Origin of the sequence: Enterococcus sp. 5H, from assembly GCF_028128615.1 — a bacterium.
Lineage (GTDB): Bacteria > Bacillota > Bacilli > Lactobacillales > Enterococcaceae > Enterococcus_L.
Genome location: NZ_AMDP01000018.1, coordinates 152,738 through 169,597, shown reverse-complemented (window position 1 = coordinate 169,597; position 16,860 = coordinate 152,738). Strand labels below are relative to the sequence as shown.

14 protein-coding genes and 1 riboswitch are annotated in these 16,860 nt (G+C 33.7%); of the genes, 1 reads left to right on the top strand and 13 read right to left on the bottom strand.

Going from position 1 to position 16,860, the window contains the following annotated elements; all coding sequences use genetic code 11:
• Positions 1 to 78: 78 nt before the first annotated feature.
• The 13 genes from C240_RS05635 to C240_RS05575 form a co-directional block, all read right to left on the bottom strand.
• Positions 79 to 576, bottom strand: coding sequence for a GNAT family N-acetyltransferase (locus C240_RS05635; RefSeq protein ID WP_271492050.1), 498 nt, complete (start codon positions 574 to 576; stop codon positions 79 to 81).
• A gap of 32 nt (positions 577 to 608) precedes the next feature.
• A complete protein-coding gene (locus C240_RS05630; RefSeq protein ID WP_271492048.1) occupies positions 609 to 1,349 on the bottom strand; it encodes an MgtC/SapB family protein in 741 nt (246 codons plus the stop codon).
• A gap of 435 nt (positions 1,350 to 1,784) precedes the next feature.
• Positions 1,785 to 1,955: riboswitch (M-box (ykoK) riboswitch) on the bottom strand.
• A 168-nt stretch (positions 1,956 to 2,123) separates the two neighbouring features.
• Complete coding sequence (locus C240_RS05625; protein ID WP_271492046.1) at positions 2,124 to 2,585, bottom strand: hypothetical protein; 462 nt, start codon at positions 2,583 to 2,585, stop codon at positions 2,124 to 2,126.
• A 143-nt stretch (positions 2,586 to 2,728) separates the two neighbouring features.
• Positions 2,729 to 3,658 carry a primosomal protein DnaI gene (dnaI, locus tag C240_RS05620; RefSeq protein WP_271492044.1) on the bottom strand — a complete coding sequence of 310 codons (930 nt, stop codon included), beginning with the start codon at positions 3,656 to 3,658 and terminating at the stop codon, positions 2,729 to 2,731.
• Positions 3,658 to 5,064 (bottom strand): replication initiation and membrane attachment family protein, encoded by a 1,407-nt coding sequence (locus C240_RS05615; protein ID WP_271492042.1) that lies wholly within the window; start codon positions 5,062 to 5,064, stop codon positions 3,658 to 3,660. Before C240_RS05615 ends, dnaI begins: the two co-directional genes overlap by 1 nt.
• Before the next feature lie 12 nt (positions 5,065 to 5,076).
• Positions 5,077 to 5,562: a transcriptional regulator NrdR gene (gene nrdR / locus C240_RS05610; RefSeq protein ID WP_271492039.1), complete on the bottom strand. Its 486-nt coding sequence runs from the start codon at positions 5,560 to 5,562 to the stop codon at positions 5,077 to 5,079.
• Positions 5,563 to 5,833: 271 nt separating this feature from the next.
• On the bottom strand, positions 5,834 to 6,433 hold the full coding sequence (gene coaE / locus C240_RS05605) for a dephospho-CoA kinase (RefSeq protein ID WP_271492036.1): 600 nt from the start codon (positions 6,431 to 6,433) through the stop codon (positions 5,834 to 5,836).
• 3 nt (positions 6,434 to 6,436) lie between these two features.
• A complete protein-coding gene (gene mutM / locus C240_RS05600; protein ID WP_271492033.1) occupies positions 6,437 to 7,273 on the bottom strand; it encodes a DNA-formamidopyrimidine glycosylase in 837 nt (278 codons plus the stop codon).
• A gap of 78 nt (positions 7,274 to 7,351) precedes the next feature.
• Positions 7,352 to 9,997 (bottom strand): DNA polymerase I, encoded by a 2,646-nt coding sequence (gene polA, locus C240_RS05595; protein ID WP_271492030.1) that lies wholly within the window; start codon positions 9,995 to 9,997, stop codon positions 7,352 to 7,354.
• A 297-nt stretch (positions 9,998 to 10,294) separates the two neighbouring features.
• Positions 10,295 to 11,206, bottom strand: a complete 912-nt coding sequence (locus C240_RS05590; protein ID WP_271492027.1) for an aldo/keto reductase — start codon at positions 11,204 to 11,206, stop codon at positions 10,295 to 10,297.
• Positions 11,207 to 11,269: 63 nt separating this feature from the next.
• Positions 11,270 to 12,742: a helix-turn-helix domain-containing protein gene (locus C240_RS05585; protein WP_271492025.1), complete on the bottom strand. Its 1,473-nt coding sequence runs from the start codon at positions 12,740 to 12,742 to the stop codon at positions 11,270 to 11,272.
• A gap of 131 nt (positions 12,743 to 12,873) precedes the next feature.
• Positions 12,874 to 14,904, bottom strand: coding sequence for a heavy metal translocating P-type ATPase (locus C240_RS05580; protein ID WP_271492329.1), 2,031 nt, complete (start codon positions 14,902 to 14,904; stop codon positions 12,874 to 12,876).
• Positions 14,905 to 15,091: 187 nt separating this feature from the next.
• A complete protein-coding gene (locus C240_RS05575; protein ID WP_271492022.1) occupies positions 15,092 to 15,655 on the bottom strand; it encodes a hypothetical protein in 564 nt (187 codons plus the stop codon).
• Between the two features lie 249 nt (positions 15,656 to 15,904).
• Here C240_RS05575 and C240_RS05570 point away from each other — a divergent pair, with 249 nt between their 5' ends.
• A complete protein-coding gene (locus C240_RS05570; protein WP_271492019.1) occupies positions 15,905 to 16,723 on the top strand; it encodes a helix-turn-helix domain-containing protein in 819 nt (272 codons plus the stop codon).
• Positions 16,724 to 16,860: the final 137 nt, after the last annotated feature.

The window sequence follows — 16,860 nt, the reverse complement described above, 5'->3', positions numbered from 1 at the left end:
AACAAATAGATAATAGTAACTCTGTTTGTTTCGCCTATAACATTCTTTTTACATAAGTCCTTGATCCTCTGACTACTGTCATCCATTTGTTTCCATCTCCTTTAGCGTTATATTTTTTGTTATAGCAAGTTTCAATGTTGTTTTTTCTTTCATGACGCCTTTCGTAAACTTTTTAAATTTTAGTTGTGATTCTGTATAGGGTTGACCTAAACTTTGATAGCCTAACCGCTCATAAAAGCCCCATGCTTGACTACGACCAGTTAGAAAAACTGTCTCAAAATTTAACAATTCGGCAACTTTTTCAGCAAATCCCAATAATTTTTTACCTACTCCAAATCCTTGATATCCATCATCAATCGCAACTTGTTTGACTTGTACTACTGTTTCAGTTCTTTTAGAAAGCAATAATGTTCCTGCTACTTCTCCATTGATAAATGCCGCAATATGAATATCTTTTTTTTCTGCTTCAGGTGCTTTTGTTATCCATGGCTGTCCTGCGCTTGTTTTGAGAAGTTTATTTCGTAATGAGATCCCTACCCAATACTCTTTGCTATTCCATTGAACAATTTTTAGCATCACTGTTTTACCATTTTGATTCCTCCGTTCTTTTAATTACTCATTTGATTGATTTCGATAACTTCTGAGAGTTGTGACAGTTCTGAAATTATTGTATTAACTACCAATGCTCCATTTTTAGTTGCTTCAATTTCTAAAAACAAACGAACTTTTTTTCCAGCCAAATCTGTACATGAAAACTTGGTGAAGGTTAAACAATATTTATCCAACAATTGAATGATTTCTGTTCGAAGCATGACTTCACTTGAATTGCTAGCAATTACGGAAAGATAATGGATCGATTCTGTTTCATTTTCTACTTTTTGTTCCGTTAAATTATCCAGCTTAAAAGATAGATTTCTGAGAAAAATATTGACCAACATAATGATAACGGCACATGCTGCACCTTCAATAATAAATCCTGCGCCAATCAGACTGCCTACTGCTGCTGAACACCATAGAGTCGCTGCAGTATTAATTCCCGTAACACTAAATCCTTCGCGTAAAATTACTCCACCAGCTAAAAATCCAATACCACTAACAACTTGAGCAGCTATCCTTGATGGGCTGCTATCTTCTTGGATAAACGTTGATAATGAAACGAAAAGACAAGCGCCTAATGTTACTAAAGTCATCGTTCTCATTCCAGCTAATTTTTTCCGCCATTGCCGTTCTGCACCAATAATCATTCCGGCGAAAATACTGACAAATACATTGATTAAAAATTCATTAATTTGCTCCTTTCTTTGATTTGTTTGTAGGTTGGTTTGGCCCTTTGTTTCACAATACTTCACGACTAGTTTCGTTTGAAATTAGTTTTCTCTTTATTTTCTGAAATCTTTCACGAAGAATTCTTCATCGTAAGACCTGACAAAACCAAACGTAGACATTCCACTATCTAAACTTTGGCCCCTTGAAATTGATATAGAGCTATCAGCAGTGGCTGATTCACTAGTAATGCGACTTCGCTTCCTTTGGTCGCCAAGTACTGTTCATCATCTACTCTGGCGAAGCCAATCGTAGTCCTTCAATTCTTTGAGCTTTAGCTCTTTGAAATTGATGTAGTATTAGCTACTTCGGTGGGATTCACTAGTAATGTGACTTCGCTCCCTTTGGTCGCCAAGTACTGTTCATCATCTACTCTGGCAAAGCCAATCGTAGTGATTCACAGCAAAAAACCTTCCGCCAAAACTCATCGGAAGGTCATAAATAAGCGCACAAAAAAAGCCTGTATGATCTAATCGTTGAGTTTTGGCACTATACAACGTAAAAAGCAGAGCTTTTAGCTACCTTATGAAAAGCCTTGTAATCGACAATCCCTGTTCTACCCATTGGCATCTCTCGATGTTTTTGGGCAGTAGCCTGTGTTTGTATAGGAGCCTCACCTAACAAATCTATTTAGTTATCTTACAGCACAAACTATAACATCAAACTAAAATAAAAGTCAACATTTTTTGTTTTTTTTCACAAAAACCTTAATATAAAAAACGTTATTTAAAAGAATTAGAACACCAAAAAATGCATCAAAACACTTGTTTTAGTGCATTGACACACTATCTTTTTTGTTATTAAATTTTTTCGACTTTAACAATTGAATTTCCAGGAATTTGTGGTGGTATTGACATTGTCATAATTGAATTAACTTTTAGTGTAAATCTAACTTGATCGCCTTTTTTCAATGTTTCTTCTGTAGTTCCATCTGCAAATTGATCCTCAGCGACATTTAAGATAACCCCATCATTTTTAAAAGAATTCAAAATTTCGTCAGGATCTTCCTCTGCCTTCACATCATCTAAAACTAAACGAATCGACTGGTCGACTGTCTCATTTTTCACAGCATCTTCAGTTAACGTTGCTGTAAATATTGATTCTGACTGTTCATTCGACTGACTGTTATCTGTTGATTGTTGCTCTTGGCTGCTCACTGATGTTTCACTACTTTCTTTTGTAGATTTATCTTGATTAGATCCGCAAGCGCTCAAAGCTAATAGTGTAAATCCTGTTAATAAAATAACTAGTGATTTTTTCATTCTATCGCCTCCTATTTAGTAGTTTAATTATAGCGGTACAATTTATTGCAGTCCATCAATAACACTAAAAAAAACAAAAACTATTAATTTTTCATAAAATTTAATAGCAAATAAAAAAGTTATCTAAATAAATAGATAACTTTTTAACCATTTCTACGATCATTACCTGTCATGGTAATTTCTTTTGCTAGATAACGAATTCTTTCCATTAATCGACGAGCTTTTAAGGGTTCTTGCTCACCTCTTTGGGTTACAGTTAAATGCTTTTCTAGGTCTTTTAAATCCAAATTTGATGAAAAAAATGTTACCAATTGTTCTTGCATGCGATATTGTAAAATAACACTTAATACATCATCACGAATCCATGAAGTCATTGATTCAGCACCTAAATCATCAATCATTAAAACAGGAGATTTTTTAACAGCATCTAGTTTTTCTCCAACTAAATCTTTAGCAATCGCTTGTTTCATTTCAACAGTAAAAGTAGGAAAATGCACAATAGTTGTAACAAATCCGCGTTCCGCTAAACTATTGGCAATGGCACCCAATAGAAATGATTTACCTACACCAAAGGTTCCTTGCAAATATAAACCTTTATGAAATTCTTTCGGATTTGTTGTATAGTCATTTAAAAATTTCATCGCTTCTGCCATAGCTTGTGCTCGACCTTGTGATGCCGTATCAAATCTGCTTAGACTTGCTTCACGTACATCTTTTGGCATATCCATTGCACGAACTCGCTTACGGATTTCCTCTTCTTTTTGTTTTGCAATCAAGGCTTCTGTCGGCATATAGGTGACATCAATATAATGGAAATTCAAAGTTAACCTTGGCTCGTAACCTGGTGCAATCATCGATGGATCATTCAACTGATATTTACGTTTTTCCTGCACAAACTCATATAACTTAGAATAACTTTTTCGAATGTCCTCATCTGTTAAACGATCACGGTTTTCTTCAATAAACTGCTGCACATCATTGTCTTTTAAAACACTTTCAACTAGTTCATTATAGCGCTCGTTCATGTCTCTTTTTTGAATGATTTTTGACATTTCTTTTCCTACATCTTCCATTATTTGTCCCCTCCTTTGCTTAAGAAATCTTGAATCTCTTTATCTAATTTAGCTTGTTCTTCTTTTGATAATTTTTGCTCTTCAATTGGATTGTCCACCCAATCAGGCAACGTTTCTTGACGAACTGGCTGATTATATTGATTATAACGCGGTTTTGATTGTTTTTGTTCCTTACTTTTTTTGGCTAATTCACGGACATGCTCAATCGCTTTTTCCGGAGATACAATTCCGCTTTGTGCCCATTCATTCGCAATTCGGTTTACATAGTCAGCTTTTAATGTCGGTTGCTTTTGGATATTGTATACATAATTAATCAAAACATTGATTACACTATTCGGTAGACCTGATTTACTCACAAGGTATTTAACTAATGAACGTTCTTGTGGTGTCGTATAGCCGCCGCGCTCATTTTTCAACGCTTCTAAATAGTTTAGTGGAAAAATCTTCTCAATATCCATAATCATCTGAATATCTTGCGTGGAAAACCCATTCATTTTTAATGAATTATACCGATAAGTTTGTTGATCTTCTTCAGATAATTCAGCTTTTTCATTACGTTGAAATTCAACTGACTTTTGTTTTCTGTCCGGGTCATAGGTTCGATAAATTGTCCGTTCAAATTCTTTAACATCGATCTTACTAGTATAATAATCAAACGCTTTCGAACAAAAATCAACCATATCAAGCTCATTAATCCCAAATAGATTATGAAATGTGTAAACTTCTTCTTTAAAACTAGTACTATTATCCGGCAGCTTAACTCCTAGTTTTTCTAATCCCTGGATAAAATATGCCCAATCAAAAGTTTCACTTACCGCACTTAGTTTTTTTACAGGTCGAGGATCTTTGAAAGCTAGCTCTAATTTACTCAATTGAGTACTTTCTGAAATAAGTTGCGCTTCCTTAAACGAATAAACATCTTTAAAACTAGCAGAAATATCTTCATACCCCGCTGAATGGAAAAATTTGGGTGTAAATCGTTCAATTAGCTTATCTAATTTTCTTTGTCCCACGCTATTTAATAGTGTTAACGTAAGAATTTCATCTTTAAAAAAACGCTCCGCAGACTCAGGATGATTTAAGCGATAAAGAAAGTGTGACCCAAGCTCGGTATCAGCTTTAACTAAAGTCGTTAGTAAACCAATGCCTTCCAGCTTGTTTCTTGCTGAGCGAATTTGGTTGATACTCATGTCCATCATTGTTATCAAATCTGAATGAAATAACGACTCACTAATACCTGCTTCAGCTACTTCAGACATCAGAGTTAAATATAAACTAAAGGCTTCTGCACCAACGATTGGTTGATAAAGCAAAGTCAATATTTCTTGCTCTTGATTCGATAAAGGATAGGACAGTGTTACTTGAAAAATATTTTTAGGCTGGATTTCTTTCCAATTGTTAGTCAAGGAAAGACCCCCTTATTCATTGTTTGTTTCTTTATTGGAAGATTTTGCTTTGTCTACAATTCCTTGTAACTCTTTTAAAAATACGCTCATATCTTTAAATTGACGGTAGACACTAGCAAATCGAATATAAGCAATTTCATCTAGATTTACTAAATCTTCCATCACATACTCACCAACTAATGTCGTTGAAACTTCATTTTCTCCTAAACTACGTACTCTATTTTCAACATTATCAACAATCTGTTCCATTTGCTCCATTGCAACTGGACGTTTTTCTGCTGAACGGATCAAGCCGCGTAAAATCTTCTCACGATTAAATTCTTCACGATCGCCATTTTTCTTAATAACCAATAATGGAGCTGCTTCTATTCGCTCAAACGTTGTAAAACGGTAATTACAGTTTTCACACTCTCTACGACGACGAATGGCACGACCATCGTCCGCTTGACGGCTATCGATTACGCGAGAGTTATTATGATGACATCTTGGACAACGCATAGTGTTCACCTCGTTTATCTATATTTAAAATTTTCCTAAATTATGCTTAGTCTATTAATCATATTATAACATGAAATGCTTAAGAAACCAGACATTAGATAGTAGTTCTTAAGGAAAATATTGACATTGACTGATAAGTAGGAAGAAAAACTTTTTATTCATCGCTCTTTTTTATGTAACGTAGGTATAAAAAATAACAGTTTACATCAACTAAATTTGGGGGATAAATCAAAAAGACATTGATAAATTTTGATTTACCAATGTCTAAAAATTATTCATTTTTCTGATTATTTTCGATCCACGCTACAATTTGTTGTTCCAACTCTTCGTGATTTCCTTGATTATCAAAAACGAAATCAGCTTTCGCCTTTTTTTCTTCGATTGACCATTGACTAGCTATTCTCTTTTCAGCTTCCAACCGAGTTAGATTATCTCGTTTCATTAATCGGCTTTGTTGAACCGATTTCGGAATATAAACAACAGCTACTTTATCTACAACTTGGTCATAGCCACCTTCGTAAAGGAGCGGAATATCCACAACAACTAAGTTTGACAGCTGACTTTTTTCTTGAATTTGCCGCACGATTTCATGTCTGATAAAAGGAGATAACAATTCATTTAGCATGACTCTTTTCTTATCGTTTGAAAAAATTATAGTTGCTAATTTTTTTCTATCTAGAGAACCGTTTGCTTGAATAACTTCTTTACCAAAAGCCTGTTGAATCGCCTTTAGCCCTTCAGTTTCCGGTTCAACTACTTGTCTGGCAATAATATCAGCATCAACTATTGGAAAACCATACTTCTTAAAAATAGCAACCCCCGTACTTTTACCGGTAGCAATGCCACCAGTTAGTCCTAACACCATCCCCATAAATTAATTCCTCACTTTCAAGGTTTGGCACTTAGGACAAAAATGCGTACCGCGTTGAGCAACTTTGATTTTTTTGATTGGTGTGCCACATCTTGGGCAGGGATTATTTGTTTGCCCATATACATTTAAAGAAATTTGAAATGTTCCTGCTTCACCTAAAGCATTTAAATAACTACGAATAGTTGTTCCTCCAGCTTCAACCGCACGCCCTAATACATCAATGATCGCATAAGATAATCCTTCAACCTCTTTAGGTTTTAATGTATCCGCTGGCTGTTCAGGATAAATTTTGGCTTCCCATAATGCTTCATCAACGTAGATATTCCCTAAACCAGTTACTAAACGTTGGTCTAGTAATAGCGGTTTAATTGCTTTGTGATGTTTTTTTAGTCCTAATCGAAATTCATTAAGTTTGAATTGAGAGGGAATTGGTTCTGGTCCTAAAGCTAAAATCCCTTTGTAATTTGTTCCTTGATCTTTATCTACTAAAACCATTCGTCCAAATTTCCGAACATCTAAATAGCGTAATTCCGATCCATCTGTGAAGGTAAAAATAACATGAGTATGCTTATCTCGCTGATCTTCTGGATCATGAGTTTCGTACTTTCCTTCCATGCGTAAATGAGAAATCATATCGTAATTTGTCAGTTTAAAAATTAAAAATTTTCCTCGGCGTTCCATTTTTTCGATTGTTTGACCAATAAGCTGACTTTCAAAAATTTCTACGACTGGTGATTCGATAATTCTAGGCCATAAAATCGTGACTTCTTTAATCGTTTTACCAACGACTAATTTTTCTAACCCTTTTCTGACCGTTTCAACTTCTGGTAATTCAGGCATTTTATCGCTCCTTTGCTAAAAGAGACTGAGTTAAACAAGTAAAAGTTCTCGTTTGGTCAGTCTCTTCGATTTATTTAATTATTTTGCTTCATACCATGTTTTTCCCCAGCTACTATCTGTAATTAGCGGTACGTGTAGTTCTACCGCGTTTTCCATTACATCTTTCACTAGTGCATTTAATTTTTCTAATTCTGATTCAGGTACTTCAAAAACAAGTTCATCATGTACTTGAAGCAGCATAGTCGCCTGCATATTTTCTTCTTTCAGACGTTGTTCCATATTAATCATAGCGATCTTCAGAATATCCGCTGCACTACCTTGAATCGGCGTATTAATTGCTGTTCGTTCAGCAAATGAACGTAGGTTAAAATTACGTGAGTTAATATCTGGCAAATAGCGACGACGATTGTACAACGTTTCTACAAAACCTTTGTCTTTGGCTTCACGCACAATATCTTCCATATATTTTTTCACACCGGGATATTTTTCAAAATAAGTGTCAATGTATTCTTGGGCTTGTTTTCTAGTAATTCCTAAATTTTGAGATAAGCCGTAATCACTAATCCCATAAACAATCCCAAAGTTTACTGCTTTAGCCTGGCGACGCATATTGGGTGTAACTTCTTCCGGATTTTCAATACCAAAGACACGCATTGCAGTACTTGAATGAATATCTTGACCTTCAATAAAGGCTTCTTTCAGATGTTGATCGTTAGAAATGTGAGCAAGAACACGCAATTCAATTTGAGAGTAATCTGATGAAAAAATCAACCAATCTTTTTCTCTCGGAACAAATGCTTCACGAATTTTCCGACCTTCTTCCAAGCGAATCGGAATATTTTGCAAGTTCGGATCAATTGAACTTAGACGCCCTGTTTGCGTCAAGGTTTGAACATAACGTGTATGAATTTTATCATCCGGCTGAATAACTTTCAGTAAACCTTCGACATAAGTTGACTGAATTTTTGCAATCTGACGATAAACTAAAATATCTTCCACAATAGGCGCTTGTTCTTTCAATTGTTCTAGCACATCAACAGCTGTTGAATAGCCTGTTTTCGTTTTCTTAATGACTGGAAGACCCATTTTTTCAAATAAAATAACACCTAATTGTTTCGGTGAATTTAAATTGAATTCTTCTCCAGCTTCTGCATAGATTTTTTGTTCGATTCCTTGTAAACGTTCAGAAAACTCAATTCTCATTTCTTTCAAACGACTGGCGTCGACACGGATTCCGGTAATTTCCATATCAGCAAGAATTTTTGAAAGTGGTAATTCCATTTTATAGAATAAATCGGCTTGGTTTTTATCAGTTAATTCTGTATCTAATTTTTCAGATAGAAAATGAATAGCATTAACCTTGCGAGCTAAGTGACTGAAAAACATTTCCTCATCTTCCGGAAGTCCTTTTTTAGCTCCTTTACCATAAACTGATTCATCTGAATGAATATTAGTATAACCATAATGCTGAGCAACGCCTTCAATATCAGCGCTATTATCATTTGTATCCAACAAATAAGCTGCTAATAAAACATCGAAAGTAATTCCTTCGGTTTTTCCAACATAACGATTTAGTGAAACATAGGTACGTTTAGCATCATAGACTGTTTTCTTATATTTACTTGATAATAACCAGTCAATAAACGGTTGACTTTCAAATAATTCGAGACTATTGGTTGCATAGACTTTTTTCTTAGAACCCCACGCAACACCAACGATTGGAGAAGTATGATAATTATCTTCCATCATCTCAATGTATAGCGCCATGTCATCAGTGAACATTTCTTTTGTAAATGTATTGACGACATCAAAATGTACGTCCTCTAGCTCGGATGTCTCTTCTTCAACATTTAGCTTACTTAGCATTTGTTTAAAGTCCATTTCTTTGTAAAACGGAATCAGTTTCTCTAAGTCTTTGCCCTCATATTTAAGATCGTTGATATCCACCTCAACAGGAGAATCAACATTAATCGTTGCCAAACGTTTTGACATAAAGGCTTGTTCTTTATCGTTAATCAAATTTTCTTTCATTTTACTTTGTTTCAATTGATCAATATTCTCATAAACGCCTTCGACTGAACCGTATTCTTTTAATAATTTAATCGCTGTTTTTTCACCGATTTTCGTTACACCAGGAATATTATCTGATGTATCACCAGCCAATCCTTTCATATCAATAATTTGGTTTGGCGTTAACCCATCATATTTTTCTGCTACGTGTTCAGGTGTATAAGATTCTAAATCACTTACACCTTTAATTGTAATATCAACTTTAACTGACTCCGATGCCAATTGGGTTAAATCACGATCTCCAGATAATACAACCACGTCAAATTCATCTTTAGGAACTTTAGTTGCAAGTGTTCCGATAATATCATCGGCTTCATAATTATCTAACTCATAATATTTCACACCTAAACCAGTCAATAATTCACGAATATAAGGCATTTGCTCTTTAAATTCGCCTGGTGTCTTCGAACGACCGGCTTTATATTCAGGATAAAACTCTGTTCGGAATGTAGTTTTTCCAGCATCAAACGCCACTAACACGTGAGTGGGATTTTCTTTGGTCATCACGTTCTCAAACATATTGTTAAAGGCATAAATCGCATTCGTATGCAGCCCATTTTTATTTTTAAAACGTTCTAGGGAATTATGTAGTGCAAAAAATGCACGAAAAGCTACACTATTTCCGTCAACTAATAATAACTTATTTTTGGTCATTTGTTTTCTCCTCATCTTTTAGCAAGCTGGTTTCTCTTCTATTCTAACAAAAATGTGCGAACTTTGCAGTAGGTAAGAACTAAAGTTCGAATTCCTTTAAGTTTTTGTTCACTTTTCGCTTAAATAACAAAATAAAACCCGCTCTGCACACTCAGAGCGGGTTTAACGGAGTTCACACAAATGAAATTAATACTTATCAAGAAGCTTTGTTCTACAAGAATTATCTTACAATTAAAATGTGAAAAAAATATGAACGAACTTGTTTAAATTTGTAAACTTTTTTCACTAAAACAATGTCTAAGGTAAAATGTTTCCCGCAGCACGATAAATTTCATACCATTCTTCTCTTGTTAAGACAATTTCAGATGCTTTAGCAATTTCTTTAATGCGCTGTGTATTCATTGTTCCAGCTATCACTTGCATATTTGCCGGATGTCTTAAAATCCAAGCTGTAGCTAAACCAGTTGCTGTTGAATTATATTTTTCAGCAATTCTATCTAATGTTTGATTTAACTCTGCAAATTTTTCATTTCCGATAAATACACCTTCAAAGAAACCATATTGATAAGGCGACCAAGCTTGAATCGTCATTTCATTCAAACGTGAATAATCTAAAATACTGCCATCTCGATCAATACTGGGATCATCTGTCATATTTACATGAATGCCTTGGTCAATCATCTCTGTATGTTTGATTCCAAACTGCAATTGATTCGCTAACAATGGTTGTTTCACTGTTTTTTTCAATAGCTCAATTTGCATTGGTTTTTGATTACTTACACCAAAATATTTTACTTTTCCTTGTGATTCTAATTGATCAAAAGCTGCTGCCACTTCTTCTGGTTCAACTAATGTATCTGGACGATGCAGTAGCAAAGCATCAACATAATCTACTCCTAAACGTTTCAAGCTGCCCTCTACAGAAGAAATAATATGTTCCTTAGAAAAATCAAACTGACCTTTGCGAATACCGCATTTTGTTTGAATAATAATATCTTCTCTTTTGATTGATGATTCTTTTAAGGCCTTGCCAAAAATTGTTTCACACTCTCCACCGCCATAAATATCAGCATGGTCAAAAAAATCAATTCCTTGCTCATAAGCTGTTTCAATTACTTCTACAGGATTTTCAGCTCCGTTAAGACGCATACAACCTAAAATAACTGATGCTGCTTGTAAATCACTTGTTCCAAACTGAATTTTTTTCACAAAAAGACCTCCTAAATTATAGTTACAGTTTATTTTACCATATTTTTATGAAAGGGCTTCATTTTATGTTACTTTTATTAGTTCCTCGATTTCAAAAAAAATAGTTTCAGAGAAATTCGTATCAAGTAAAACAATGGGCCGTTCATAATTTTTGAATGATCTTTGATGAATGATTGTTGTTAGAATAACATTTGCATAAAAGATTGATTTAGATGTTCGTGCATAAATGACTGTCATATTGAATTTACCGTAAAAAAAATGGCGGAGACGTTTGCCTAATTCATGCTCTTTTTCAATTGAAAAATCGGTCATTATACAAATAACGATCTTTCTTTCATAATAAATGGGAGAAATCACAGAAGTTAAAATCATAAAATATCGGTAAAATTGATTAGATTTCGGGATAATATTTAAGTAAGAATTTCCATTTACTACTTCTAAAAGTACAGCTTCAAGTTTAGCAGAAAAAGCTGGATATTTTTCTTTAATTATCGGTACTGATTGATCTCTTTCAAAGGAAAAACCATAAATCATTTCATAATACAGATGAAAGCTTAAAAACGCTGCTAAGTTTTCTTGTGTAAAATCAAATTCTTTTTCCCAAAATTTTTGTTTCAAATTATTCGCTACGCAAAGTGTATTCATATAACTAGTTGTTTTTTCTAGAAAATGTTCCTGAATAGTAAACCCCTGCAAACTTTTGCCATAGTAAGGCAAAAAACTAGCTTGGATTGTCAAATAAACATAGGCTAACTCATCCATATTTTGTAAAAAAGTTGATTCAGTATGACGCAATGCTTCGACGAATTTTGAAAACAATCTGCTTGCTGTAATGTACTGATACCATTCTTCTTTAAAATTAATTTCTTTTCCTTTCTGATAACGCCAATTCGTAATTTGTACAATTCGCAAAATAGATTCTTTTTGCAGGTCATTCACTTGAAGTTGAAAAAAATGAAGAATGTGGTTTGTCAGTAGTGTACTTTCCTCATTTTCCTGCTGTAAAAACGAATTCTTGATTCCACGATAAACAAACCAGTAAAAATGAAGAATGAACGCTCTAATCTGTGCTTCGTCTCCAATTAATTCATATGTTCCACGTTTCAGATACAAATTCCTATGCTCTAGCCAGTTACTAATTTTTCTAACTCGTCTTCTAAGGCTTGATTCACTAATTGATAACGTTTCGGCAAATTGCATCGTTTGAATTTTATTTCCTTCAATAATCGATTTCAAAAAAATAATTTCAGGTAAACTGTTTAAATAATTTATCAAAAATTGCTCTGAAACTAGTTCATTATCTTTTTTCAAATAAAATTGATTTCTGATTATATTTGAAATTGTTAATTGATCCGCCAAATAGTATAGTTCAAATAATTCACCTAGCTTTTTTATATACTTTAGAATCGTTTTAGGATCAACCTGTAATTTACTTGAAAGTTCTTCTATACTATAAACATCATTTGCAGTATTTAATAATGTAAATAATTCAAGTAATTTATTAGATTCAAAGTCGAAAATTTTACTATACTCCATTTTAAACCCCCACTTTTTAAATAAATAAAAATTATAGCAATCAAATGAAAAAAAGCCTATAAAAATTCGAATGCAAAAAAAGCATTGAATGTACATATAAAATACGTCATAATCAATGCTTTTCATTATTTTTAATTATCAATTCGTAAAGTTAGCGCATTCGCTGCCACAATCACAGTACTTAAGGACATTAGAATAGCACCAACAGCTGGGTTTAATAAGATTCCCCACGGAGCCAAAACACCTGCAGCAAGTGGAATTGCAATAAGGTTGTAGCCAGCTCCCCACCAGAGATTTTGAATCATTTTTCGTTGTGTCTGTTTCGCTAAACTCAAAAATCTTAAAATATCTTTAGGATCACTATCCGTTAAAACCACATCTGCGGAATCGATCGCTACATCTGTTCCAGCTCCAATAGCAATTCCGATTGTTGCTCTGACTAAACTTGGAGCATCATTGATTCCATCGCCTACCATCATCACTTGTTTGCCTTCATCTAGATATTTTTGAACGATTTTCTCCTTATCTTCGGGGAGTAGCCCGCCATAAAAAGTTGTAATACCCAAGTAATTGGCGACTGCTTCTGCTGCTGAAACGTTGTCTCCTGTTAACATTACCGGGACGATTTCCTGTTGTTTCAAATTAGAGATAAATGCCTTAGATTCAGATTTTATACTATCACCCAAAGCGATCATTGCAACTAGGATTCCATTGATAATCAGAAAACTTAACGTGTTTCCTTGTGCTTCATATGTTGTTTTAATCGATTCTTTAAATGGAAGCTGCAGCCGTTTGACTTCTTTTTCATTCACAATTTTAACTTCTTGATTATTCACTATCCCAGATATTCCAACCCCAGAAATATTTTGAAGATTCACAACTTTGTAGGGTGAGATATTATTTTCTTCAAGATAATTCATAATTCCTATCGCCAAAGGATGGTTCGCATTATTTTCTAAAGCACCAATTATTTTCAGTGACTCTTCTTTAGTAGCTTTTGCTGAAATTATTTCGATTCCTGTTACTGTAAATTTGCCTTCAGTCAGTGTTCCAGTTTTATCCAACATCACATACTGAATATCCTTCGCTTGTTCAAGCGCATTGCGATTCTTTAACAGTAAGCCATGTTTTGCTGCAATTGAAGTTGAGCGGGCAATAACCAATGGTATAGCTAGCCCCAAGGCATGAGGACAAGCAATAATAAAGACCGTCACCATCCGTTCAAAGGCAATACTTAAATCTTTGTCTACTAACCACCAAATAATAAATGCTGCAACTCCTGCAATTAAAGCAATGTAAAACAGCCATTTGGCAACACGATCAGATAATGTTTCTAGTTTAGACTTTTCTGTTTGGGCCTTTTTGACCATATCCATGACTTTTGACAGATACCCGGTTTCACCAGTTCCAGTAACCTGAATTTCAACTGTACCACTACCGTTAACAGAACCGCCAATTACGTTATCATGTTCATTCTTAGTAACTGTTTTTGATTCACCAGTCACCATTGATTCATCGACAGATGTACTGCCTTTAACGATCACACCATCTGCTGGTATTTTATCACCAGCGCGAACAATCAAACGATCATTTTCTTTTACATCCTGCAAGGCAATTTCTTCTTCACTACCATCATTATTTAAGCGTTTAACCTTATCTGGTAAAAGTTCAGCCATTTTCTGCAAAGCATCTCCAGCGTTAGCAATAGCATTCATTTCAATCCAATGGCCCAATAACATGATGACAATTAATGTCGCTAACTCCCAGAAAAAATCCATAACATGCTCGTGAGGCTGCAGTTGATTCATAATAAAAGCGTAAACGCTATAAAAATACGAAACCGAAATCCCCATGGAAATCAATGTCATCATTGCCGGATTCTTTTGTTTCAATTCTATTTTAGCTCCACTCAAAAATGGCTGTCCACCATAAAAAAATAAAATACTAGCTAAAATCAACACAAGCCAATCTGAACCTGGAAATGTAAATTGAAAGGGTAAATCAACACCCATCATTGGTGAAAGAAAAATAATTGGAATCGCCAGAATTAGTGACAACCAAAATTTTTGTTTAAAATTCCCCATATGCATGGAATGATCCATACCAGACATGTCTTCATGTCCATGACTTTCCATATTCCCGTGATCCATATGCATATGCATTTCTTTGTTATCTTTCACGAAAATCCCTTCTTTCTATCATACTTGATGAATTTCTACTGAACGATCTTCTAGAAAAATTCTATCCCTTCAATCAAATGATAGCACAACAAATCTTTACGTAAAAATAAAGTAACTTTTTTGATGGATTTAAATATTTTTAGCGTATCTTATTTTGTAAGCCAAAATTTTAGTGCCAGATATGACTTTTCAATAACCATGCTGCATACTTTTTCTTCTCTTTTATTTTTTTATATTTTCTATAATAGGTTTCTTTCAGGTGTCTATAAAAACTTTTTTTCGATTCCTGTTTGATTTCCAAATACATCTGCTTAATAGCGTTTCGATTGGCTTTGTACTTTTTACGGTTGCCTCCTGTGAATCCATAAAAAATCTCAATCCCTTCGGACTCTTTAGCAACAGGTGAATAATTTAATAATTCATTGTATGCTTGTTTTAATTTTCTTAATGTAGACTCTGTTATCTGTTGTTCAAAATCTTGTTTAATAACCAATTTACACAATCTTGTGTATTCAATTTTAACGATATGATTATACAGTTGATTGGCATAATCTATTCCTTTAAACAAAATATTCGCACTAAAAGACATATTCACTAAGAGTTTGTATTGCTGAACCCAGCCTTCCTCTATTTGTTCTATGGTTTCCTGTTGCGGAAGCTGTTTATTTAACTTTTCTAAAAAATGATACAAGAGCTGTTTTTTCTGTACTTCAATTTTATCGATTCTTCGCATTTTTATCCCCCTTTTTCAAATGAATTTTTTTCGGTATATAGTGTCTAAAAAAATAAAACAGTAAACATGTATCAAAATAAATTCTAAGAAGATTAAATTGAATTCAAAAGAAATAAATTGAACACATTACGGTAAAAATAATATATCATATTGAAATAAATATTTCAACAACAAAATGAAAAAAAAACAATACAATTTAATTCAAAATAGTGATATAGTAGTAAGAAAGAAATCTTAGGAGGTTTTAATTTGGAAATAGATTTAATCGAGGCTGGCAAGCGGATCAGTCAAATTAGAAAAAAACATAAATATTCAATGGCAAGTTTTGCAACATTAATTGGTAACTCTAGTGCGAGTACAGTCAACAATTGGGAAAAAGGTAACAATTTACCAAAACAAGAGCGATTGAAAAAAATAGCGATACTGGGCAATACAACTGCTGACTGGATCCGTTATGGAGATTTTGATACATATGTTCAACAGCTTCTAGTTAGTGCTACTTTACCATTGACTTCTGAACAATTTGAACAATTACTCAAAACATTGAAAAAAGAAAAAATTAGCTACAGGCAAGATTTAAAGATTCTAACTACTGTCCATGATTTATTTCCAAACTTAGTCGAGCAACGCTATCAATTAGATGCATCAAACCCAAGAGAATTACTTATTTCAGAAGATTCGACTGAATATACTATTGAAAAAGACGATCGCTATCGTTCTGATTTCTTACCAGTTATTGAAGAACTATTACAAAACTCAAACAACAAAACAATCAATGAGGTCGTACTGTTTCAATTATTCGATATGTTAAGACGTTCTGAAGCAAATACTCAATTCCCATTAATCACAAAGATCATCGCCATATTATCAGAAATTTTAACCAATGACATTGTATACCCTAGTTGCTCAAATTCGAAAATAGTTAATTATACTGAACTTGTTAAAGAAAAGCCTAAAAGAAAACCATTGGCTGAAAAAACTGTACAAAAAAAATACCATGATTCCAAAACTGAGTTAATACATTTACTTGACGAATTTTATTCAGAATATAACAATTCTTCTTTATAAATAACTTAACTATTTTTCTATTACAATCACACTTTCTTATTAAGTAAAAATTTCGTATATTACAATTTAATGATACTACTATTTCCAAATTTTAAATTTGGACGTTTTACTTAATTTTACTCTCTAGACAAGTCTAC